Raw genomic sequence first — 21,311 nt, 5'->3', positions numbered from 1 at the left:
CACAGTTGACCCTGTGTCTCCCATCTTCCTCCCGGTACAACGGGCGCGTCAACGGGTGCGCGAGCGTACCGCCACGAGCGCGCACGCAACGACGATGACTCCGCCTCCGACGGTCACCCAGTCCAGCTGTTCGCCGAGTAGTAGCGCGGCCCAGCAGATACTCATGACTGGCTGCGAGAGTTGCACCTGGCTTACCTGCGCCATCGGGCCAATCGCGAGCCCGCGATACCAGGCCACGAATCCCAAGAACATGCTGATGCACGCGAGGTAGGCAAAGGCCGCCCACTCGGGGGCGGATCCCGTCGGCGGCTGCTGCGCAACCGCCACGGCTGTGAGCAACACTGACACCGGTGCGGCCGCGACGAGTGCCCACGAGATGGTCTGCCAGGCGCCGAGCGAGCGCGAGAGGATGCCGCCCTCGGCGTAGCCGATGCCGCACACGATCACCGATGCGAAGAGCAGCAGGTCGGGCCAGGAGAGTGCGCCGAATCCGCCGCTCTGCAGCGCAGCGAAGCCGACCGCGGCAGCCGCGCCGACGAGCGACGCCAACCAGAAGCGGCGGTTCGGACGCTCACCCGTGCGGAGTGCTGCGATGACCGCCGTGACGATCGGCAGCACCGCGATGACGACGGCACCGTGGCTCGCGGGCGACTTCGTAAGCGCGAAGGAGGTGAGGAGCGGAAACCCGACGACCGATCCGGCGGCGACGACACCCACCTGAATCCACTGCCGGCCGCGGGGGAGCTTCTGGCGCGTGAACCACAGCGCTGCGGCGGCGAGCACGGCGGCGATGACGGCACGGCCAGAGCCGACGAAGAGCGGCGACATGTTGCCGTCGCCGACCGCGATGCGGGTGAGAGGCACGGTGAAGGAGAACGCCGCGACGCCGAGCACACCCCACCAGAGGCCTGCGTGTGATCCGCGCCCCTGATGCGATAGCGGTAGCTGATTTTGAACAGTAGCGGTACTATGTAGCTTCATGTCCTACAGTAGCAGTGATCGAATTGTGGCAGTGCTCAGGGAGTGGATCGCGGCCGCAGCGCCCGGTGCGAAGCTGCCCTCGACCCGCGCGCTCGTCGCCGAGCATGAGGTCAGTCCGGTCACGGTGCAGCAAGCATTGCGCACGCTCGTTGCCCAGGGGGTGATTGAGTCCCGACCGGGCGTTGGGACGTTCGTGCGGGGGATCCGCGCCCCGCGACCGCATGACTTCGGGTGGCAGACGGCTGCGCTCGGTGCTCCCCAGCAGCGCCTGCCGCAACTGTCCACAGCGCTACGGACGACAGCAAACGATGTCATCGGCCTGCATTCCGGGTATCCCGACAAGGATCTGTTGCCCGAGCGCCAGGTGCGCGCGGCGCTCGCGCGCGCGGCCCGCAGCGAGCTCGCGGTCGTGCGGGCGCCGGCGGCTGGCCTGCCTGATCTGCAGTCGTGGTTCGCGGCTGAGCTCGCCGCGGATACACCAGGGGGAACCACGCCGCCGATGGCAAGCGACGTCGTGATCCTGCCGGGCAGTCAGGCTGGCCTGAGCACGCTGTTCCGCACGCTGGTGGGCGCGGGGGAGCCGATGCTCATTGAGTCGCCGAGCTACTGGGGTGCGATCCTCGCGGCCGCGCAGGTTGGCGTGCAGCTGGTGCCGATTCCGAGCGGACCTGATGGACCAGATCCCGACGAGATCGATCGCGCCTTCGCTCGCACCGGAGCGCGTGCGTTTTACGCGCAGCCGCACTTCGCGAATCCGACCGGCGCGCACTGGTCGCCAGAGGTCGCCGAGCGCGTGCTCGATATCGTGCGCGAGCGCGGCGCATTCCTCATTGAGGATGACTGGGCGCACGACTTCAGCATCGACGAAGACATCACGCCCCTCGCCGCCCTCGACGATTCAGGCCACGTCATCTACCTGCGGTCACTGACGAAGAGTGTCTCGCCGGCGCTGCGCGTTGCGGGTGTCGTTGCACGCGGGCCTGCACGGGAGCGGATCCTCGCCGACACCCAAGCCCAAGCCATGTACGTGAGCGGCGTGCTGCAGGCTGCGGCCCTTGACGTCGTCACCCAGCCGGCCTGGCGCACGCATCTCCGCGGACTCCGCGGCCAACTCGCCGCCCGCCGCAACCTGCTCGTCGATGCCCTCCGGCAGTATGCGCCGACCGCGCACCTCGCGCACATCCCGCGCGGCGGCCTGAACCTGTGGTTGCGGTTGCCTGATGAGGCGGATCTCGCAGCCGTCGTGCGCGAATGCGAGCAGCGCGGTGTCGTCGTCGCTCCTGGCAACGACTGGTTCCCCGCGGAACCGACCGGCAAGTACCTGCGGCTCAACTACTCGGGGCCGAACCCCGGGGCGTACGAGCGCGCGGCACAGGTGCTCGGCGAGGTGCTCGCGGAGCAGGCTGCCTAGTCGAGTGGCTGCCTAGCCGAAGAACGCGCCAATCACCTCGCCGGGGTGGCTGAGGCGCCACAGCAGGTCGGGACCGGGAATCGTCTTCGTGAGCTCGAGCGGTACCTCGATGGTGCCCTCGGGGCTCGTGACGGTCGCGGTGCCGACGGTGCCTTTGGTGCCGTCCTTTGGCTGCTGCCAGTCGACCGTCACGATCGCGGATTCGCCTGGCACGAGGGTGGCTTGCGCTGATCCGCCGACCTTCACGGAGGCTGATGCACCGGTGACTCCGGTCATCGTGGCCACGCTCGTGCCCTCGGTGAGGAGGTCGACCTGCTGGGGGAGCGCTTGCAACGAGGCGGCAAGGTCGGTCGCCTGGTCGGCGCGCTCTTCTTCGCTGTCGCGGGCGAGCATGACGGTGAGCTGCGTGAGCGGTCGGCCGTTCACGTCGACGTGCTGGCCGACGACGAAGTTGTAGCCGACCTCTTCGATGAAGCCGGTCTTGAGGCCGAACGTGCCTGCGACGTCGCCGAGCAGCCAGTTTGTGGATTCGACGGTCTTGTCGCTCCACGGCATGGTCGCGGTCGGCATGCTCGTGATCTCGGTGATGGTCGGGTTTGCTGCCGCCAGCCAGCCGATCTTCATGATGTCGGTGGGGGCTGCCGCATTGCGTGCGTCCATGCCGGTCGGCTCGACGAACGTGAGTGAATCGAGGCCGTGCGTGGTCTTCCACTCATCGACGGCTGCGAGGAACGCATCCTGGCTGCCAAACACTGACATCGCGTAGGCGTAGGCGTAGTCGTTGGCTGACATGATGAGCGAGAGCTCGAGCATCTGGCGGGTGGTGACCTCGGTGCCGATGGGGGTCTCGTAGAGGATGCCGTCGTCGAGACGGTAGATGTCTTGCTGGGCCACGTCTGCCTCAGACCACACGTGGATCGGGCCGTCTTCGCCGCTGGCGAGCGGCTGCTTCTCGAGGCTCACGAGCACGGTGACGAGCTTGGACACGCTCGCGAGTGGACGAACGGTGTCATCGTTGACCCAGGTGGTGCCGTCAGACCAGCTCACCGCGGTCGGTGCGCTGTAGCTGTTCACGAGATCTTGCGCCGTTTGCGGATCGACGGTGGTCTCCTGCTCAAGGTCCATTGAGACCTTGAGCGTGGGGGTGTCGAGCGGCGCGAGGGCGCACGTGGCGACGTAGGCGCCGGCGGCGAGTACGACGATGACGGGGATCCCGCGGGTGAGCAGCTTGCGTGTTCGAGAGGTGTTCTGAGGCACAGTTCCAGGTTACGGTCGAGTGGCTGGGCGGACGCGGTGATGACGGGCGACGTCGCCGGGCTTAGGGCACCCGGCGGATCCAGTCTTCGGTCAAGAACTTCTTCTCGACGAGCTGTTCTGCCGCGTCCCACTCGCCCTCGGTGACCTCGCTCTGCGTGCCACCGTGACGACGAATGAAGACCTCCACCAGTCGCTCGACGATCTCTTCGCGTGAGAGACCGGTCTGGCTGCGCAGCGGATCGACTCGCTTCTGCGCGCTTGCGGTGCCTTTGTCGGAGAGCTTCTCGCGGCCGATGCGCAGCACCTCGGTCATCGCGACCGGGTCCATGTCGTAGGCCATCGTCACGTGGTGCAGGACGGCGCCGGAAGCGATGCGCTTCTGCGCTGCGCCGCCGATCTTGCCCTGCGGGCTCGTGATGTCGTTGAGCGGCTTGTACACCGCATCGATGCCGAGCGAGTGGAGCGCTTCGAGTACCCACTCGTCGAGGAACGCGTACGAGTCAGCGAAGCTCATGCCGCGCACGAGCTCGCCGGGAACGTACAGCGCGTACGTGATGCACGCCTCTGGCTCCATGTACATTGCGCCGCCGCCGGAGATGCGGCGAACGAGCTGCGCGCCGCGGGCGTTCAGCTGTTCTTCGTCGACCTCGTTCTGCACCGACTGGAAGCTGCCAATGAAGACCGCGGGGCGGTCCCACTCCCAGATACGGAGCGTGGGGCCGCGAAGCCCTTCGCCGACAGCGGTGGTGAGCACCTCGTCGAGGGCTGCGTTGAGTACGGGCGCGACTGCGCGCTCGTGGATGATCTGCCAGTCGTAGTCGCGCCAGTGCGCTGCGCCGGTGATGGCGCGGCGGATCGCGACGCCAACCGAGTCGGGGGTGAACCCGAGCAGGTGCACCTCGGAGGGGAGTGCCGCGCGAATCGCGTCACCGAACGCCTCGATCGTGCTGTTCGGGCTGAGCCCGTTGATCGCTGCGTTGATATCGAGGAGCGCGTCATCGGGCTCCAGGAAGAAGTCGCCAGACAGGCTGAAGTCTGCGATCTTCTCGTCGACGATCGTGAAATCGACGACGACTAGCTTGCCGCCAGGGACCTTGTATTCGCCGTGTACATTCATGACTTCAGGGTACGCCTTCTACTCGGCGACGCGCTCGAGAATCCAGGTAATGACCTCGGTCTCGACCTCGTCAGCGTTGGTTTCGTTGAGGATTTCGTGGCGCGCACCCGGGTACTCTCGCAGCGTCACGTCGCGCACCCCACGCTGGCGGTAGAGGTCTGCAAGGCGGCTCAGCCCGTCACCGCGGCTGAGCGGGTCGTCATCGCCAGCAACGAGGAGCAGCGGAACGTCGGGAGCGAGGCCGTGGCTCGGCTTGCCGAAGAGGCGCAGGCCGTCAGCAACGCCGAACAGTTTGATGATGTCGGCTGAGAAGCAGAGCTCGTCAGCGATGAACTTCGCTGCGGTCTCGGGGTTACGGCTGAGCCACTCAAAGCCGTTCGCACCCTCTCCGGCCCAGCGTGCGTTGAGGTCGCCCGACTCCATGTACCGGAGGCTGCGCAGCGCAGAACCGCTCAGCACGACCGCGTCCCACAGCCGCGGATGCTCGTTCAAGATGCGCTGCGTCATCAGTGAGCCCCACGAGTGACCGAACATCACGACGGGGAGGCCCGGGTGCTGCTCGCGAATAATACCGGTGAACTGCACGATCGCCGCTTCGGTCGCGCGCAGGCCACCGGGGCCGAGCTTGCCGAGGAACGAGAGATCGCCACCGTGCTGCTTGCGCCCGGTCTCACCGTGACCGCGGTGGTCGTCGGCGTAGACCGCGAACCCTGCGAGGGCGAGGCGGCGCGCGAAGTGGTCGTAGCGGCGCGCGTGCTCGCCGATGCCGTGCGCGATCTGCACGGCGCCAACCAGCTCACCGTCGTTGACGGTGCTGTCTGGCAGCCAGGAGTATGCCGCGATTTCGACACCGTGCTCGTCGACGTAGTTCACGGACTGGAAACTCACGTGGTTCGTGCTTGCGGTCATTGCGGCCTCATTGTCTTTCGCTGGCTGGCGGTCGGTGCGCCGGGTAATTCGATGGTAGACGGGACCACTGACATTGCGCACCCGTCGCTACACTCGGTGGCATGACAGAACCTCTTGTTGTTGCACTGCCGCAGGACCCGGGGCTGCGCGAGGCCATCGGCGATCCGCGCAACGTTCGGTTCGTAGATTGGGATCTCACCGGGCCTGCGCCCGAAACCCACATCGATCTCGTCGTGGCGAGCAACTTTGGTTATCACGAGGGGCTTGCGCGGTTGGCTGAGGTGAATCCTCGGCTCGTGCAGTGGCAGTGGATTGGCTACGACGATGTCCCACAGTATCTTCCCGAGGGTATCCCGCTAGCGAACGCATCTGGCGTTCACGACGGACCCACTGCAGAACTCGCGGTCGCACTCACGCTCGCAGCGCAGCGCGGGCTTCCCCGCTACATTCGGGCCGCGGATCGGCACGCGTGGGAAACCGAATTCTTCCCGAGCCTGTGCGCCAAGCGCGTGCTCATCGTCGGTTACGGCGGCGTCGGCAAGGCCATCGAGGCGCGACTGGCTGGCTTCGAGGCAGAGATCACGCGCATGGCACGATCCGCGCGCACCGAGCGCAACCTGGCAGGAACAGAGGTCGAAGTGCTCGGCTTCGCCGATCTGCACGCGCAGCTCGCCGTGAGTGACGTCGTGATCCTCGTGGTGCCCCTCACCGCACAGACTCAACACCTCATCGATGCCGCAGCGCTCGCCGCACTGCCAGACAACTCCCTTCTCGTGAACATCGCGCGCGGTGGCGTGGTCGACACTGACGCGCTCGTGGCGGAGCTGTCAGGGGCGCGGATCCGGGCAGCCCTCGACGTCACCGACCCCGAGCCGTTGCCCGCGGATCACCCACTGTGGAGCGCCCCAAACGTGCTGATCACCCCGCACGCGGGCGCCGATTCAGACGCGCTGCTGCCGCGGATGGCGGCGCTGATCCGCCGTCAGATCGCGGCGTTGCAGGCCGGTGAGACGCCAGAGAACGTCGTACTTGGGCCTGGCGCCTAGGCGGATCTTCCGCGGATTTCCGCGGCCAAACTTCGAATGTCGGTGGGTGCAAGGAGAATGACTTCATGAACACGAACGAGCGCAACATCGCAGTCTCCGTGCCGAGCGGGGAGCTACACGAGGCCCTTGCGGGCACACCCGGCATCGACCTGATCGCATGGGACTGCGACGGCCCAGCGCCGCGCGACCAGATCGACATCGTCGTGCCGCCGTACCGCGGCTCGAACCGTCGACTCGAGCGCCTCGCGGGGTGCGAGGTCGGGCTCGTGCAACTCCAAATGAACGGGTACGAAGGCGTCGGCCAGCACCTGACGCCGGGCCAGCTCGTTGCGAATGCGTCAGGGGTGCATGACACCTCGACTGCCGAGCTCGCGGTTGCGCTCATGCTCGCGTCTCAGCGTGGTCTGCCCGACTTCATTCGTGCTGCCGACGAAGAGCGCTGGGAATACGCGCCCATGCCGAGCCTCGCTGACCGTCGCGTGCTCATCGTGGGGTACGGCGGCATCGGTAAGGCGATCGAGTCTCGTCTCGCTGGCTTTGAAGTGGAGATTGCGCGCCTTGCGCGCACCGCTCGTACCGAGCAGAACCTCGCTGGGAGTGATGTACACGTTCACGGCTTCGATGAGCTCCACGCGCAGCTCGCGCTGGCCGACGTGGTCGTGCTCATCACGCCGCTCACCGAACAGACCAGGCACCTCCTCGATGCTGCTGCGCTCGCCGCATTGCCCGATGGCGCGCTCGTGGTGAACGTCGCGCGCGGCGCGGTCATCGACACCGACGCGCTCGTAGCTGAGCTGTCGACCGGTCGTATTCGTGCGGCGCTTGATGTGACTGACCCTGAGCCGTTGCCGGCTGGTCATCCGCTGTGGCGTACGCCCGGCACCATTGTGGTGCCGCACGTCGGTGGTGGCGCGAGTTCGATGCTGCCGCGCATGCGCGCGCTTGTCCTGCGCCAGGTCGAGCATCTGCGCGCGGGCGAGCCGTACGAGAACCTCGTCACGGTGTAAGTAAACGACGAATCAAGGGGTGAGATGATGCAGGCAATTGTTGTTGAACAGACCGGTGGTCCCGAGGTGCTCGTTGCGCAGGCAGCGCCAGCTCCCGTCCCGGGTCCAGGCGAGCTGCTTGTGGAGACGGCAGCGGTTGGCGTCAACTTCATTGAGATCTACCAGCGCGGTGGTGTCTACGCGATGGAGCTGCCGTACATTCCTGGCTCTGAGGCTGCCGGCACGGTGCTCGCGGTTGGTGAGGGCATTACTGACTTTGCGCCAGGTGATCACATCGCGACGGCCGCAGCCCGTGGCACCTATGCTGAACAGTTTGTTGTCGAAGCAGCTCAGGCGGTCACCGTGCCCGCGGGCATTGAGCTCGACGTTGCTGGCGCACTGCCACTGCAAGGCTGCACCGCGCACTATCTCGCGTTCTCGGTTGCTACTCCGCAGCCGGGGGAGTGGGTGCTCGTGCACGCTGGTGCCGGGGGTGTTGGCCAGCTGCTCACCCAGCTCCTCGTCGCCCACGGCGTCCGGGTCATTGTGACCGCCTCGACAGATGAGAAGCGTGCACTGTGCCGGGACGCTGGCGCTGAACATGCGCTGCCGTACGAAGGCTTTGCTGAGCGCGTGCGCGAGATCACCAACGGCGTTGGCGTTGCTGTTGCCTACGACGGCGTTGGCCTCGACACGTTCGACGGATCCCTCGCATCGCTGCGCGTGCGCGGCGACCTCGTGCTCTTCGGCGGCGCGAGCGGTCAGGTCCCGCCGTTCGACCTGCAACGGTTGAACGCTGGCGGTTCACTTCGCGTCAGCCGGCCAACGCTGGGGCACTTCATGCTGACAGCCGAAGAACGTGCCTGGCGCTACCGCGAACTCTTCGAGGCCGTCGCTGCCGGCACGCTACGCGTACGCATCGGGGAACGGTTTGCCCTGGCCGATGCAGCTGAAGCACACCGCGCACTCGCAGGTCGCGGCACGACGGGCAAGGTCATTCTCGTGCCATAACGAGACACAACCGCCCCAAATTCCATAGTCCGGCCCGCTCGCAGAGGCAAGAGAGTAGGCTTGAGGGTGTGCGTGCATCAGCACGCTGGACCAAGATCCCCGCTTGCCCCTTGGAGTGATATTCACATGGCTGAACAGTCCCGTCTCGACAAAGTCATCGCACTTGCCCGCCACCGCGGTTTCGTCTTCCAGGCAGGTGAAATCTACGGTGGTTCGCGCTCTGCATGGGACTACGGCCCCCTCGGCACCGCGCTGAAGGAAAACATCAAGCGCCAGTGGTGGAAGTCGATGGTGCAGAAGCGCGACGACGTCGTCGGCATTGATTCGAGCATCATTCTTCCCAAGCAGGTCTGGGAAGCATCGGGCCACGTCGAGGTCTTCAGTGACCCCCTCGTTGAGTGCCTGAGCTGCCACAAGCGTCAGCGCGAAGACCACCTCCTCGAGGCATTCGAAGAGAAGAAGGGTCGCGCACCCGAAAACGGCATGGCAGACATCGTCTGTGCAAACTGTGGCACCCGCGGTCAGTGGACCGAGCCGCGCGCATTCTCGGGTCTGCTCAAGACCTACCTCGGCCCCGTCGACGACGAGGCTGGCATGCACTACCTCCGCCCCGAGACCGCTCAGGGCATCTTCGTGAACTTCGCAAACGTGCTGCAGGCAGCGCGCATGAAGCCGCCCTTCGGCATCGGCCAGATCGGTAAGAGCTTCCGCAACGAGATCACGCCAGGTAACTTCATCTTCCGCACCCGTGAGTTCGAGCAGATGGAGATGGAATTCTTCGTCGAGCCCGGCACTGACGAAGAGTGGCAGGAATACTGGATGAACGAGCGTTGGAACTGGTACGTCGATCTCGGCATCGACGCAGACAACCTGCGCTTCTACGATCACCCCAAGGAAAAGCTGTCGCACTACTCGAAGCGCACCGCTGACATCGAGTACCGCTTCGGCTTCCAGGGCAGCGAGTGGGGCGAGCTCGAGGGCATCGCGAACCGCACCGACTTCGACCTGTCGACTCACTCGAAGCACTCGGGCAAGGAGCTCAGCTTCTTCGACCAGAACAAGGACGAGCGCTACACCCCGTACGTGATCGAGCCCGCGGCTGGTCTCACCCGCTCGCTCATGGCGTTCCTCGTTGACGCGTACCGCGAAGAGGAGGTGCCGAACGCGAAGGGCGGCACCGACAAGCGCACCGTGCTTGGCCTCGACCCGCGTCTCGCGCCCATCAAGGTTGCTGTTCTTCCCCTCAGCCGCAACGAAAAGCTTTCGCCGCTCGCGCGCGAGATCGCTGCAGACCTGCGCCAGGACTGGAACATCGACTTCGACGATGCAGGCGCAATCGGCCGCCGCTACCGTCGCCAGGACGAGATCGGTACCCCGTTCTGTGTCACCGTCGACTTCGACTCGCTCGATGACGACGCAGTGACGATCCGCGAGCGCGACACCATGGAGCAGACGCGCGTGCCGCGCGCAGAGCTCTACGGCTTCCTCGCAGAGCGTCTTCGCGGCGCATAACGCTGAAACGGGGCGGGGCACAACTCAGGTTGTTCTCCGCCCCGCCCGTTTCGGGCTTCGGCCCGGGGCTCCGCACCACTCCAGCTCAGATCCCTGCCGCGGTCACTGAGCGCATTGAAAGGCCAAGCATGACCTCCTCAGCCCCTCAGAACGACCCCGACCCGGCCGCACAGCCGCAGCCTGCACCCGGGCAGTCCGTGCCCGGACAGCCCGCCCCTGGCGAACCCGGCGTGCCCGGTTCGACCGTGCCGCAGGCCTGGGCCTGGGCGAAGCCCGCACAGGTGACGGTGCCACGTCTCGTCGAGACTGAGCCGCTTGAGTACCACCGTCTGTATCGCGGTGCCGCAAAGTTCCAGTGGTGGAAGCCACTCGTCCTCGTACTGCTCGCTGGCGTCTTCTACCTTGCCTTCAGCGTGGCCATCAGCTTCGCGCTCATGCCGCTGCTTATGTCGTTTGACCCCGACTTCCTCATGCAGTCCGCGAGTGGTGAGGTCGTACTCGACACCCAACGCCCGCTGAGCGTGTTGTACAGCCTGCTTGCGATCTCTTCGATGCTGCCCGCTGTCATCCTTGCAATGCTGTGCATGGGCATTCGCCCGACTGGCCGCGTTTGGTCGGTTGCTGGACGGATCCGCTGGGGCCTGCTCGGTCGCACCACGCTGTTCGCAATCGCCGGTGTTGCCACGATGAACATCGTTGGTATCGCGGCAACGTACGCGCTTGACCCGGGTTCGTTCGTCGAAACTGGCGAAGACCTGCTCCCTGACTTCAGCCTGAACGCAGCGCTGCTCTCGGGCATCTTCATCCTGCTCCTGGTGCCCATTCAGGCGACAGCTGAAGAAGTGGTGTTCCGTGGTGTTGGCATGCAGGTGTTTGGCTCCTGGGTGAAGTCCCCGTGGCTCGCAGTCCTCGTGCCTTCGGTCCTGTTCGCAATGGCGCACATTTACGACATCTGGGGCATGCTCGCGGTTGGCCTCATGGGCTTGGTTGCTGCCTGGCTTGCCTGGCGCACTGGCGGCCTCGAAGCCGCCATCGCGATCCACGTCGTGAACAATCTCGTCGCCTTCGGCTTCATGGCCAGCGGAACCACCGGCGAGACCGCACAGGTCGCCGAAGGTGGCAGCCTTGGCGCTGTCATCGGCGAGATCGCCGGTCTCGGCCTCTTTGCGTGGCTGGTCGTCCGGAGCTTCAACAAACACGGCTACGGCCGCGAACGCATCGACTTCGTTGTGCGCGAGGTGCCGGTCGCCGCGTCAGCATACGAGCCTGCGCCCGTTGATGCGCCGCTCTCGCCCGGAGTTGCCCCAACGCCTGCGCCTGCACCCGGGCCTGCGGCGCCCCAAGACACTAACCCCGAAACTCTGAAGGACACCCCCAATGCGTGAAGTAATCGTCACCGGCACGAGCACCACGGTGCTCGCAGCAGCGCTTGAATGCGCGCAGGTCGGCATTCGCGTGCGGATCGCGCCCGAAGCAGAAGGCGAGCAGCCCAACGCGCACGGCGTCCGCCAGGCGGGTATCCGCGACGCACAGGGCGAGTTCACCGAATTCCTTGAGCATGTTTCTGCGCCCATCGGCGAGGGTGGCCCGGCTGAGGCGCGCACGCGCCCGATCCGCACGGCGCCCGCGGCAATTGCACTCCGCGGCCGCACCGGTGCATGGGGCGAGCAGCCCTGGCCATCGGTCGTTGGTATCCCGGCAGTACCGCTGGCGACGAAGACCACCGCGCTCATTGGCGGCCGTGCCTCGGCTCGCGCCTACCTCGACCGGGTGAAGCCCGTCCTCACCATTGGCAAGGAATCGCAGCTGAGCCACCTCGTTGAAACGCGAGTTGGTGCGGTGACCCGTGAGCTGCTCGTCGAGCCCTTCATCCAGGAGCGTTTCGGTCGTCCCTCATCCGACGTCGAGGTTGCAACCGCAGCCCCCGGACTCAACGAAGCACTCACCCGCGTTGGTTCGCTCACCGGCGCCGTGCTTGCGACCGCCCCCGAAGCTGAGCAGCGTGACACCCTCGTGAGCGCCGTCGCTGGCTGGGACGAACTGCGTGCGGCACTCCTCGAGCGCCTCGAGCCATACGGCGCCGAGCTGCTTCCCGAAGCACTCGTCTCGCTGCGTCGCGACGGTGACGCGTGGGTCGGACGCGACGCATCAGGCCACGAATACCGTGCCGATGCCGTCATCGTTGATGCCGATCACGCGCTCGCAGCTGCGGGCGAACTCGCTGAGGCGCTGAGCGCGGTCGTGGCGGACGATGCGCAGCACCGTGCATACGCCGAGGTCACCATTGTTGCCCCCGGTCGCGACATCGACTCGCTCGAACTCGCACAGGACGGCGCAGGCACGACCTGGTCGATCCGCACCCGCAAGCTCGGCGATGGCACCTGGCTCGCAGAAATCGCAGGTGCAGTCTTCGCGGCCGGCCCCGATGCGCTCACGCGCGAGGCCGCAGTGACCCGCATGAGTGAGGCACTGCAGAGCGTTGCACTCGAAGCATCAGCAGAGATTCGTGCGCGGATCGAAGCGGCACCCTTCACCAGCCACACGCTGCGTGACGCTGCTGAGGCCGCACGCGCTGAACTGGCAGAGACGGAACTCACGGTTCTCGCTTGTGGCCCCGCGCTGCACGGCGGCGAGCTGGCTTCCGCCGTAGGAGACGCCAGGGTGCAGGCACAGGTCATGCGTCGTCGTCTCGTTGGCATCAGCAAGTAAGTAATCGTTCAACTTCACAAAAGACACCAGTGGTGAACCAGTGAGTCCGTTGTAGGCTTGCGGATGCACACATTCACCCGCGATCGGGAGGCGCATACATGAAGGGCAAAGTTGCTTTCGTATTGGGAGCGGCCGTTGGCTACGTACTGGGTACGCGAGCTGGACGTGAACGGTATGCGCAGATCAAGCGCGGGGCGACGCAGGTGTGGGAATCCGCGCCTGTGCAGAGCGCCGTTGACGCAGTCAACGGCGCAGTCGGCGCACAGATCGACCGCGTAAAGGTCACGCTCATCGACGCTGGCAAGCGCGCGTTCACCGCTGTGGTGAGCGGCACGGACGCGAAGACCACGGCACCCGCAGACGCGCAGGCGCCTGCGAAGGCGCAGTCACAGGCTGCAGCTGCTGATGCTGCAGCAGCGCCCGCTGACAAGCCTGCCGCTGAGCAGGAGGCAATGTAATGAGCCCCCGCAAAGACGGTAGCCCCGGCACCGTCGAACTGATTGCTCGCCTGCCGTACCAGATCGTGCGACTCGCGAAGGCTGAGATTAACAACGCCAAGGTCGAGATCATCGCTAAGGCGAAGAAGGCTGGCATTGGCGCTGGTGCGATCGTTATCGCATTGTTCTTCTTGTTCTTCATGCTGGAAGCGCTTGTGATCGCAGCCATCGCTGCGCTCGCACTCGTATGGCCCTGGTGGCTCGCAGCGCTCACCGTTGCTGGTGCACTGCTGCTGCTCGCAGCCGGTGCGATTGCCGGTGGTGTGGCACTGATCCGCCGAGGAAACCCGGTGCCAGACGAGACCCTCGGTCGCCTGAACGGCGATCTTGAGGCGCTCAGCGAAGTACAGATCAACGCAAGTGCAAAGCCGCAGGCCGCGGCGCACCGCGTGCCGCAGGTTGGTGAACAGGGGAATTGGCGATGAACCAGCAGGAACGCGCAGCGGGAGTCGCCGAGGCACAGACCGCACGAGCAGAGCTGTATGACACGCTCTCGCTCCTCACTGATCGTTTGAACTACGCGCAGCGCATCGACGATGCGGTGGATCGCACCAAGGTGCGTTTCTCCCGATTGCGCGAAGAAAAGCCCGTCGAGGCAATGGCAATCGTGGCCGGCGCAGCAGTCGCCGTTGGCGCCGTTGTTTGGGCAGTTGCAGCAGGGCTGACACGTAAGCGCTGATGCGCTAGTCGATCCGCCACAAAGTGCTCGATTCGTTTTTAGACGAATTCGCGGGTAGCGTGGTCGGGGAAGTATTGTTGATCCGTCGTTTGTGGGCGACTGGTTCATATACAGTGGTTCAGTCCGTTGATGTGTTGAAGTGGGGATTATGTCGAATGAGACGAAGCCGCTGAGCGGCCTTCGTGTGCTCGTTCCCCGTGGAGGTACGTGGGGCGAACTCGTCTCGCAGGCACTTCGCGAGCGTGGAGCACAGACGGTGATTTCACCGCTTGTGGACTTTGCGCACACCAGTGAGGAAGAGACACTCGTCCAGAATCTCCAGCGACTTGAAGCTGGCGACTTTGACTGGATGACCGCAACGAGCGCGACCGTTGCAGACGTACTTAAGCACCACGGTGCTGTGATCCACGAGAACACTAAGGTGGCGCTCGTGGGGGAGGCAACCGCAGTCGCGTTCCGCGATGCAGGTTACCCCGTAGATTTCACGCCTGATGAGTTCAATAACACGACTCACCAGCTGCTCAAGGAGTGGAAAGAGATTGACGAGGACAAGGTTCTCAAGGTTCTCACCCTCCGCTCTGACGTTGCACGTCCTGTGCTGACCGAAGGCCTCATTAGCCGTGGTCATGACGTCTCGCAGGTGCTCGCGTTCCGCACCGTCGGTGTGCCCGCGGGCATTCAGATTCGCGAAGACGTCGAGTCGGGCCACATCAATGCAATTCTCGTGGCGTCGCCCAAGATTGCTGTTGAGGTGGAGAAGCAGTTCCCAGAGCGTCCCGCAACGACGATTCTTGCGTGCGTCGGCCCCGACACCATTCGTGCAGCTGAAGAGCTTGGTCTCCGTTCACCGGACGTCGTGAACTCTGAGCAGCAGCAGGTCATCGCAGATGCCGTCGAGGCAACGATCGACCACAGCGACATGCTCGACTAATTTTTCTGCGCAACAAACCCCTCGAGATCGACACTTTCTGTCGAGACGAGGGGTTTCTTGCGTATGAAAGGCCCATTCTCGGGAGAAACTGCCCTTTTCGCGAGGTTGAGCCAGACCAACGCCGTGCAAGCCACCCGTAACCAACTGCAACAAGTCGTCACGCAACGACACCAGAATTGGGCAACGTACTGCGCGTCGATAGGTTCGAGACATGACGAAGATCGAGACCACCACCGCCGGCAGCCTGCCCCGCACGCAGGCGCTCATTGACGCCAACAAGGCCCGCACCTTCGAGGACGACGGCTTCACGCTCAAGTCCACTCCCGAGTTCGAAGAGCTCGTCACCGAAGCTGTGCGCGACGTTGTTGAGCGTCAGCGTGACCTCGGCATCACCCAGCCGGGTGATGGCGAATTCGGCAAGGCGATGTCGAACTCGGTCGATTACGGTGCGTGGTGGGCGTACTCGTTCCAGCGCACCTCGGGCCTCTCGCTCACCGGTGGCAACATCTTCACCGCTCCCGTGCAGCGTTCGGCTCCCGGCGATGTCAAGCTGACCTCGTTCCCTGACCGCCGCGACTGGACCATCTTCGCTGACGCGTACCAGGATCCCGAGTCGGGCATCGGCACCGGTAAGAACGCTACCGAGTTCCCCGCGACCACCGGTCCGCTGACCTTCATCGGACAGGATGCTGTTGCCAGCGACGTGCGCAACCTCAAGGCTGCTCTGCAGCCCGGCGAGCAGGGCTTCATCACCTCGCTCGCTCCCGGCTGTGGTGCTCGTATCGAGAACGAGTACTACAAGACCGAGCAGGAGCACATCGACGCATGGGTCGAGGTCCAGCGTGAAGAGTTCAAGGCAATCACCGATGCAGGTCTGATCGTTCAGATTGATGATCCCTCGCTCGCTGAGAACTGGGACCAGATCAACCCTGAGCCCTCTATCGAGGACTACCTTGCGTTCACTCAGATCCGCATCGATGCGATCAACGAAGCAATCAAGGGTCTCCCCAAGGAGCTCGTCCGTCTGCACCTCTGCTGGGGTTCGTGGCACGGCCCGCACTCGACCGATATCGAGCTCAAGCACATTCTCAAGACCATCCTGGGCGCGAACGTCGGACAGATCTCGTTCGAGGCTGCCAACGCTCGTCACGAGCACGAGTGGGCGGTTTGGGAAGAGAACAAGAACATCATCCCCGAGGACCTCATCCTGGTTCCCGGCGTGATCGGCCACTCGACCAACCTCATCGAGCACCCTGAACTCGTCGCACAGCGCATCGAGCGCTTCGCGAAGGTTGTCGGCCCCGAGCGCGTCATTGCGGCAACCGACTGTGGCCTCGGCGGCCGCGTACACCCGCAGATCGCTTGGGCAAAGCTCGAGTCGCTCGGCGAGGGCGCACGCATCGCTGGCGCTCGCATCTAACGAGTACCCGCCTTCCTGTGCTGGTCGTCACGCGCGATCAGCACAGACGCACAGGGGCGCGGATCGGACAACCACTGTCTGATCCGCGCCCCTGTGTCGTGTCGTTCAGTTACAGTCACGCGTCCAGAGCAGGCTTGCTACTCAGCCTCCGCCAGCCGAGGACGAAACACACGTCCACCGCGATCAGCATGAGTAATGAAGAATGGGCGGCAATCCACATCAGGGTCGCATTTGGGAGCAGCTTGGACGGGTCGAATCCAACTGAATCTTCCATTGCGTTCACGCTCGCGGTGTCAGCGATGCTCCACAGCACGAAGAAGGAAACTAGGGCGACGTTCAGGGCTACGACCAGTACCAGCGTCGTTGTTCGCAGTGCAGAGCCTGCTTCTTTCGTCATATGCGTTCTCCTTGGCGCTGGGTCTTCGAGCCCGAGCGCCAGCTTTCCGCGCTGGGTTCCCGGAAGTGCCCCAAATCCTAATGGCGAGAGGACTTGCCTGCCAGGCCATCTTCGGATCCCAAGCCTCCAGCGCAGACACACAAGGGGCGCGGATCGGACAACCACTGTCTGATCCGCGCCCCTGTGACGTGTCGTTACGACCGCAGGAAACTACGCAGCGATGGTGACGATGTCCTCGAGGGGACGGCGCTCGCGGGGAGCGGTCTCGCGCTCCTGGAGCATCTCGGGGAGGTGATCCGCCGACTCGGCGATGGTGCCGAGGGTCGAAACGGTCACAGCAACCTGGTTCTCGCCGAGGTTGAACGCTGCCTTGAGTGCTGCGGGGTCGAAGCCACCCATCTGGTGCACGTAAATGCCCTCGCTCTGAGCCTGCACAGAGAGATGCGCCATTGCCTGGCCGAGGTCGTAGTGTGCCCAGGGACGCGCGTTGCCCTCTTCGTCAGCGGTCTCTGCGACTGCAACGAGGAGTGCCGAAGCTGAGCCAGCCCATGCCTGGTTGAAACCTACGAGCGACTCTGCGATCTGTGCGAAGCCCTCGGTGCCACGGCGTGCAACGATGAAGTGCCAAGGCTGAACGTTGTTCGCGCTGGGTGCCCAGCGAGCTGCCTCGAAGATGCCGCGCAGCGCGCCCTCGGGGAACTCGTGGTTCGCGTCGAAAGCGCGGGGGCTCCAGCGGTTGCTGAGTGACTCAAGAATAGGAGCGCTGGTCTGCGCGGTGCGGGGGCTCATGTTGAGGCTTACTCCTTGAAATACGGTGATGTACGCAGGGTGCAACGTCAGATCTGGCCCGAGTATTCCAGCGAATTTTCTGTGCGTTAGTTTGTGACGGTGCCCCGTCGCTATCCCAGCAGCAATGCGATCGCGGCCAGCACCGGCAGTGAGGCAAACGTGGTGAGGAACACGGTGTCGCGCACAAGCACCTCACCGCGCTGATAGGTGACGGCGTAGGTGTAGACGTTCTGCGCTGTCGGGAGGGCTGCGATCGTCGTAGCCACGAACGTGGCGTGCGGATCGAGCCCAAACGCGAGTGACAGCCCAAACGCGATGAGGGGCATGCCCACGACCTTGAGGCCCGAGGCAGTGAGTGAGGCTGCGCGGCCGCTGCCTGCTGTGAGGGGGCGCTGGCCGTGCAGCGAGATGCCAAAGCTCAGGAGCACCATCGGAATCGAGGCCGCACCGAGCATGTCGAGCGGCTCGACGATGAGCTGCGGCACGGGCACCGCGAAGAGCGCACAGAGATAGCCAGCTGCCGTTGCGATGATGATGGGGCTGCGGAGTGTGCGCCCGAGTGCTTGGGTGACCGTTCTGAAGACTGAGGAGGATCCGCCGGATCGCGAGAAATCGAGAATGGACAGCGTTACCGGGGCAAACACAATGAGCTGCACGAGCAGCAGCGGCGCAACGTACGCAGCATCTCCCAGAATGTACATGGCCACCGGCAAGCCCAGGTTGTTCGAATTCACGTACCCCGAAGCGGTTGCGCCGAGCGTCGTCGCAGCAAAGTCACGTTTGAACCACAGGCGCGAGGCCACAATGAACAGCACCGCCACCGCGATCGCCGAGAGCGTCGTGACGAGCATGACTGGCGAGATCAACACCTTCGGGTCGCTGCGCAGCAGCACGCCGAATAGCATCGCGGGCATCGCGACGTAAAACGCGACGTTGTTGAGGACACGTCGCTGCTCGCCCTTGACGATGCCGAGGCGACCCGTGAGATACCCCGCACCGATGATGACGAGGATGACGGTGAAGCCCTGCAATACGCCAAACACGGGTGAGGATCCTCTCGTTCTGCGGTAGCGACCGGGAATGCCGCTAGGTCAATCGTATGGTGCGAGATGAGGGGGATCGCCGCAACCGTTGCAGAGATGCAACCCGCCCGAGCAATAGGCCGGCCGTGCAGCACGTACGCTGTATCGAGTGATCGTTCCATTCTTCGTCGGTGTCGGCAGTGGCCTCTCTCTGATCGTTGCGATCGGTGCGCAGAACGCGTTTGTGCTGCGTCAGGGCATCCGACGAGAGCACGTGCTGCCAGTCGTCCTCATCTGCGGACTGACGGACGCGCTGCTCGAGACCCTTGGCGTCGCTGGCATCGGTTACGTCGTGGAGCGAGCGCCCATCGCGCTTGAGATCATTCGGTGGGGCGGCGTGCTCTTCCTGCTCTGGTATGCGTTCTCTGCCGCGCGCCGTGCGATGAAGCCGTCTGTGCTCGTCGCTGACGGTGCGGGGGAGTCGTCGCTCAAGCGCACGATCCTTGCCTGCCTCGCAATCACCTACCTCAACCCGCACGTGTACCTCGACACCATGGTGCTCATGGGGTCGATCGGTAACGCACAGGGCGACCCCGGCCGCTGGTGGTTTGCTGCTGGCGGAGCGATCGCGAGCATCGGCTGGTTCTTCCTGCTCGGGTACGGCGCACGCCTGCTCACGCGCTTCTTCGCGACGCCGCGTGCGTGGCAGGTGCTTGACTGGATCGTTGCCGTCATGATGCTGGTCATCGCTGCACGCCTGATCTTCGGTGGCGCGGTCGGCTAGTTCGCGGCTTGGAGCTGCTTGGAATGATCCGCGCCCGGCCCGCGGCGCATGCGCCCGCGCGAGCCTGGAAGAATAGGGGTGTGACTGAAGAGAGCGCACCCATCCAAGATCGTCCCGGCGTCGGGCCGTGGCCTGGCGGCCGCGAGGAGTGGCCGACCGAGGAATACTACGATCCCGAGCTGCTCGAGAACGGTGATTCACGCAATGTGATTGACCGGTATCGGTACTGGTCGATGGATGCCATCGTGGCGGATCTCGACGAGCACCGCCACCCATTCCACGTCGCGATCGAGAACTGGCAGCACGACATGAACATCGGTTCGATCGTGCGCAGTGCGAACGCGTTCGCCGCCGACACCGTGCACATCGTTGGTCGTCGCCGCTGGAACAAGCGTGGCGCAATGGTGACCGATCGCTACCAGCACGTGGAGCATCGGGAAACCGTGGCGGATCTCGTTGCTTGGGCACAGGCGGAGGGCATTCCGATCATTGCGATCGACAATGTTCCTGGCTGTGTTCCCCTGGAAACCTTTGAGTGGCCCGAGCGCTGCGTCATGCTCTTTGGCCAGGAAGGTCCGGGGCTAAGCACCGAGGCTATTGAGGCTGCTGAGGCCGTGGTTGAGATCACGCAGTACGGGTCGACGCGGTCGATCAACGCTTCTGCGGCTGCCGCGGTGTCTATGCACAACTGGGTCATGCAGCACTCGGCGCTGCGTCCCCGGTAGAGGTTGGTGCGGCTGCGGCTGGCTGCGCTTCGGCTGCGTTTGCCGTAGATATGCGATCGGCCATCAATATGTTGTTTGGGCGTCCAAACACCAGTTTTTGGGCAGATTACAGATCTACGGCGACGTGCTGAGCCTTGCTTTGCGTTGTGCACAAGGGCACATTGCGCGAAGACCCGGGTGAGTCTTCCACATCTCCAGTATTTGCCGGGCGGTGGAACTCACGCGATGCAATTGTGGGTAAATGTATCGGCAGCGCTTGGAAGAAGCACATGGGGTGATCCGCACAAACGCGTTGCGTGAGGCAGGTCTGAGTAAGTACGCCATCGACCAGGCGGTCAAACGTGGATCGCTGCTCCGAATTGGTCGTGGTTGGGTGGCCGTGCCAAGCGCCGATCCAGCACGTGTGCACGCAGCCAAAGCGCGACTCACGCTGAGCTGCGTCACCCAAGCAGAGCGGCTGGGGCTGTGGGTTCGTGAGAGTGGTCAGCGCCACTTTGCTGTGCCCAGGCCTGGGAGTGAACTGCGCGAAGAGGGAATCTGCCTCCACTACTGGAAACCGGTTGAACCTCGGGTGCCATACGCGCTCGAAGACTCGATCATTAACGTGCTGTCACATGTTGCTCGGTGCCAGCCTCACGAGGACGCGGTTGCGACTTGGGACTCCGCATTGAACAAACAGCTCGTGACCAGAGGTCAGCTGGAAAGTACCGCACTTGGTGGCCGAGCAAGACGGGTGCTCAGAGACACTGACCGCTTCGCGGACTCGGGACTAGAAACGTACGTGCGGCTCAGACTGAAGTGGCTGCCGGTTCGGCTCCGAACTCAGACCTGGATCGAAGGGCGACGAGTGGATTTTCTCTTGGGCGAGCGTCTGATTCTGCAGATCGACGGAGGCACGCATGTTGGTGTGCAGCGAAACAAAGACAACACTCACGATGCAGTACTGGCGACGTTGGGATACACCGTGCTGAGATTCGGCTATGCCCAGGTCATGCATGACTGGCCAGAAGCCCAAGAAATGATCATGACGGCAATCCGGGCGGGGCTGCATACCAAACGCTGATGCACACTTAGGCCAGTTGATCTGAAAGCGAATCCGCTCGGGCCAAGGTCTGCCGGTGGCAGGCC

General features: G+C 64.2%; 22 protein-coding genes. 15 read left to right on the top strand and 7 right to left on the bottom strand.

Annotation, left to right across the window (positions count from 1 at the left end):
- Positions 1-48: 48 nt before the first annotated feature.
- The gene (locus tag ICM05_RS10915; RefSeq protein ID WP_188024658.1) at positions 49-981 is read right to left on the bottom strand and encodes a DMT family transporter; all 933 of its coding nucleotides are present in this window, start codon (positions 979-981) and stop codon (positions 49-51) included.
- On the opposite strand from ICM05_RS10915, the gene ICM05_RS10910 reads away from it, so the two are divergent.
- Positions 980-2,392, top strand: coding sequence for a PLP-dependent aminotransferase family protein (locus tag ICM05_RS10910; protein ID WP_188024657.1), 1,413 nt, complete (start codon positions 980-982; stop codon positions 2,390-2,392). The genes ICM05_RS10915 and ICM05_RS10910 overlap by 2 nt on opposite strands.
- Before the next feature lie 12 nt (positions 2,393-2,404).
- Here ICM05_RS10910 and ICM05_RS10905 read toward each other — a convergent pair whose 3' ends face one another.
- From ICM05_RS10905 to ICM05_RS10895, 3 genes are all read right to left on the bottom strand, one after another.
- A complete protein-coding gene (locus ICM05_RS10905; protein WP_188024656.1) occupies positions 2,405-3,649 on the bottom strand; it encodes a D-alanyl-D-alanine carboxypeptidase in 1,245 nt (414 codons plus the stop codon).
- Between the two features lie 61 nt (positions 3,650-3,710).
- Entirely contained in the window at positions 3,711-4,766 is a 1,056-nt protein-coding gene (locus ICM05_RS10900) for a biotin/lipoate A/B protein ligase family protein (protein ID WP_188024655.1), read from the bottom strand.
- A gap of 18 nt (positions 4,767-4,784) precedes the next feature.
- A complete protein-coding gene (locus tag ICM05_RS10895; RefSeq protein WP_188024654.1) occupies positions 4,785-5,675 on the bottom strand; it encodes an alpha/beta fold hydrolase in 891 nt (296 codons plus the stop codon).
- 101 nt (positions 5,676-5,776) lie between these two features.
- Between ICM05_RS10895 and ICM05_RS10890 the strand changes: the two genes are divergently transcribed.
- From ICM05_RS10890 to ICM05_RS10840, 11 genes are all read left to right on the top strand, one after another.
- Positions 5,777-6,721 (top strand): 2-hydroxyacid dehydrogenase, encoded by a 945-nt coding sequence (locus ICM05_RS10890; protein WP_188024653.1) that lies wholly within the window; start codon positions 5,777-5,779, stop codon positions 6,719-6,721.
- Between the two features lie 65 nt (positions 6,722-6,786).
- The gene (locus tag ICM05_RS10885) at positions 6,787-7,728 is read left to right on the top strand and encodes a 2-hydroxyacid dehydrogenase (protein ID WP_188024652.1); all 942 of its coding nucleotides are present in this window, start codon (positions 6,787-6,789) and stop codon (positions 7,726-7,728) included.
- 24 nt (positions 7,729-7,752) lie between these two features.
- On the top strand, positions 7,753-8,718 hold the full coding sequence (locus ICM05_RS10880; protein WP_188024651.1) for a quinone oxidoreductase: 966 nt from the start codon (positions 7,753-7,755) through the stop codon (positions 8,716-8,718).
- 126 nt (positions 8,719-8,844) lie between these two features.
- The gene (locus tag ICM05_RS10875; protein WP_188024650.1) at positions 8,845-10,230 is read left to right on the top strand and encodes a glycine--tRNA ligase; all 1,386 of its coding nucleotides are present in this window, start codon (positions 8,845-8,847) and stop codon (positions 10,228-10,230) included.
- Between the two features lie 128 nt (positions 10,231-10,358).
- Entirely contained in the window at positions 10,359-11,615 is a 1,257-nt protein-coding gene (locus ICM05_RS10870; RefSeq protein WP_188024649.1) for a type II CAAX prenyl endopeptidase Rce1 family protein, read from the top strand.
- The gene (locus ICM05_RS10865) at positions 11,608-12,939 is read left to right on the top strand and encodes a hypothetical protein (protein ID WP_188024648.1); all 1,332 of its coding nucleotides are present in this window, start codon (positions 11,608-11,610) and stop codon (positions 12,937-12,939) included. Before ICM05_RS10870 ends, ICM05_RS10865 begins: the two co-directional genes overlap by 8 nt.
- A 98-nt stretch (positions 12,940-13,037) precedes the next feature.
- On the top strand, positions 13,038-13,397 hold the full coding sequence (locus tag ICM05_RS10860) for a YtxH domain-containing protein (protein WP_188024647.1): 360 nt from the start codon (positions 13,038-13,040) through the stop codon (positions 13,395-13,397).
- Complete coding sequence (locus ICM05_RS10855; protein ID WP_188024646.1) at positions 13,397-13,861, top strand: phage holin family protein; 465 nt, start codon at positions 13,397-13,399, stop codon at positions 13,859-13,861. The genes ICM05_RS10860 and ICM05_RS10855 overlap by 1 nt, the downstream gene beginning before the upstream one ends.
- Positions 13,858-14,115, top strand: coding sequence for a DUF3618 domain-containing protein (locus tag ICM05_RS10850; protein ID WP_188024645.1), 258 nt, complete (start codon positions 13,858-13,860; stop codon positions 14,113-14,115). Before ICM05_RS10855 ends, ICM05_RS10850 begins: the two co-directional genes overlap by 4 nt.
- A 148-nt stretch (positions 14,116-14,263) precedes the next feature.
- The gene (locus ICM05_RS10845; protein WP_188024644.1) at positions 14,264-15,046 is read left to right on the top strand and encodes a uroporphyrinogen-III synthase; all 783 of its coding nucleotides are present in this window, start codon (positions 14,264-14,266) and stop codon (positions 15,044-15,046) included.
- 211 nt (positions 15,047-15,257) lie between these two features.
- Positions 15,258-16,466 (top strand): cobalamin-independent methionine synthase II family protein, encoded by a 1,209-nt coding sequence (locus ICM05_RS10840; RefSeq protein ID WP_188024643.1) that lies wholly within the window; start codon positions 15,258-15,260, stop codon positions 16,464-16,466.
- Positions 16,467-16,581: 115 nt separating this feature from the next.
- Here ICM05_RS10840 and ICM05_RS10835 read toward each other — a convergent pair whose 3' ends face one another.
- The 3 genes from ICM05_RS10835 to ICM05_RS10825 form a co-directional block, all read right to left on the bottom strand.
- Positions 16,582-16,863, bottom strand: coding sequence for a cell surface protein (locus tag ICM05_RS10835; protein ID WP_188024641.1), 282 nt, complete (start codon positions 16,861-16,863; stop codon positions 16,582-16,584).
- A gap of 210 nt (positions 16,864-17,073) precedes the next feature.
- On the bottom strand, positions 17,074-17,652 hold the full coding sequence (locus ICM05_RS10830) for a nitroreductase family protein (RefSeq protein ID WP_188024640.1): 579 nt from the start codon (positions 17,650-17,652) through the stop codon (positions 17,074-17,076).
- Between the two features lie 110 nt (positions 17,653-17,762).
- Positions 17,763-18,695: an AEC family transporter gene (locus ICM05_RS10825; protein ID WP_188024638.1), complete on the bottom strand. Its 933-nt coding sequence runs from the start codon at positions 18,693-18,695 to the stop codon at positions 17,763-17,765.
- A 148-nt stretch (positions 18,696-18,843) separates the two neighbouring features.
- Between ICM05_RS10825 and ICM05_RS10820 the strand changes: the two genes are divergently transcribed.
- The 3 genes from ICM05_RS10820 (at position 18,844) to ICM05_RS10810 (ending at position 21,246) form a co-directional block, all read left to right on the top strand.
- On the top strand, positions 18,844-19,458 hold the full coding sequence (locus ICM05_RS10820; RefSeq protein WP_188024637.1) for a LysE/ArgO family amino acid transporter: 615 nt from the start codon (positions 18,844-18,846) through the stop codon (positions 19,456-19,458).
- A 23-nt stretch (positions 19,459-19,481) separates the two neighbouring features.
- Entirely contained in the window at positions 19,482-20,183 is a 702-nt protein-coding gene (locus tag ICM05_RS10815) for an RNA methyltransferase (protein ID WP_188024635.1), read from the top strand.
- Between the two features lie 241 nt (positions 20,184-20,424).
- Positions 20,425-21,246, top strand: coding sequence for a DUF559 domain-containing protein (locus ICM05_RS10810; protein ID WP_188024634.1), 822 nt, complete (start codon positions 20,425-20,427; stop codon positions 21,244-21,246).
- Positions 21,247-21,311 lie beyond the last annotated feature (65 nt).

It is taken from the genome of Leucobacter sp. cx-42, from assembly GCF_014529985.1.
GTDB lineage: Bacteria > Actinomycetota > Actinomycetes > Actinomycetales > Microbacteriaceae > Leucobacter.
This window is presented reverse-complemented; position numbering and strand designations above follow the sequence as displayed.

Excerpts from the sequence above, each read along its gene's own strand:
- ICM05_RS10910 (WP_188024657.1), top strand. The coding sequence starts at position 980 with ATGTCCTACAGTAGCAGTGATCGAATTGTGGCAGTGCTCAGGGAGTGG.
- ICM05_RS10915 (WP_188024658.1), bottom strand. The coding sequence starts at position 981 with ATGAAGCTACATAGTACCGCTACTGTTCAAAATCAGCTACCGCTATCG.
- ICM05_RS10900 (WP_188024655.1), bottom strand. The coding sequence starts at position 4,766 with ATGAATGTACACGGCGAATACAAGGTCCCTGGCGGCAAGCTAGTCGTC.
- ICM05_RS10895 (WP_188024654.1), bottom strand. The coding sequence starts at position 5,675 with ATGACCGCAAGCACGAACCACGTGAGTTTCCAGTCCGTGAACTACGTC.
- ICM05_RS10890 (WP_188024653.1), top strand. The coding sequence starts at position 5,777 with ATGACAGAACCTCTTGTTGTTGCACTGCCGCAGGACCCGGGGCTGCGC.
- ICM05_RS10885 (WP_188024652.1), top strand. The coding sequence starts at position 6,787 with ATGAACACGAACGAGCGCAACATCGCAGTCTCCGTGCCGAGCGGGGAG.
- ICM05_RS10880 (WP_188024651.1), top strand. The coding sequence starts at position 7,753 with ATGATGCAGGCAATTGTTGTTGAACAGACCGGTGGTCCCGAGGTGCTC.
- ICM05_RS10875 (WP_188024650.1), top strand. The coding sequence starts at position 8,845 with ATGGCTGAACAGTCCCGTCTCGACAAAGTCATCGCACTTGCCCGCCAC.
- ICM05_RS10870 (WP_188024649.1), top strand. The coding sequence starts at position 10,359 with ATGACCTCCTCAGCCCCTCAGAACGACCCCGACCCGGCCGCACAGCCG.
- ICM05_RS10865 (WP_188024648.1), top strand. The coding sequence starts at position 11,608 with ATGCGTGAAGTAATCGTCACCGGCACGAGCACCACGGTGCTCGCAGCA.
- ICM05_RS10860 (WP_188024647.1), top strand. The coding sequence starts at position 13,038 with ATGAAGGGCAAAGTTGCTTTCGTATTGGGAGCGGCCGTTGGCTACGTA.
- ICM05_RS10855 (WP_188024646.1), top strand. The coding sequence starts at position 13,397 with ATGAGCCCCCGCAAAGACGGTAGCCCCGGCACCGTCGAACTGATTGCT.
- ICM05_RS10850 (WP_188024645.1), top strand. The coding sequence starts at position 13,858 with ATGAACCAGCAGGAACGCGCAGCGGGAGTCGCCGAGGCACAGACCGCA.
- ICM05_RS10845 (WP_188024644.1), top strand. The coding sequence starts at position 14,264 with ATGTCGAATGAGACGAAGCCGCTGAGCGGCCTTCGTGTGCTCGTTCCC.
- ICM05_RS10840 (WP_188024643.1), top strand. The coding sequence starts at position 15,258 with ATGACGAAGATCGAGACCACCACCGCCGGCAGCCTGCCCCGCACGCAG.
- ICM05_RS10835 (WP_188024641.1), bottom strand. The coding sequence starts at position 16,863 with ATGACGAAAGAAGCAGGCTCTGCACTGCGAACAACGACGCTGGTACTG.
- ICM05_RS10830 (WP_188024640.1), bottom strand. The coding sequence starts at position 17,652 with ATGAGCCCCCGCACCGCGCAGACCAGCGCTCCTATTCTTGAGTCACTC.
- ICM05_RS10815 (WP_188024635.1), top strand. The coding sequence starts at position 19,482 with ATGATCCGCGCCCGGCCCGCGGCGCATGCGCCCGCGCGAGCCTGGAAG.
- ICM05_RS10810 (WP_188024634.1), top strand. The coding sequence starts at position 20,425 with ATGTATCGGCAGCGCTTGGAAGAAGCACATGGGGTGATCCGCACAAAC.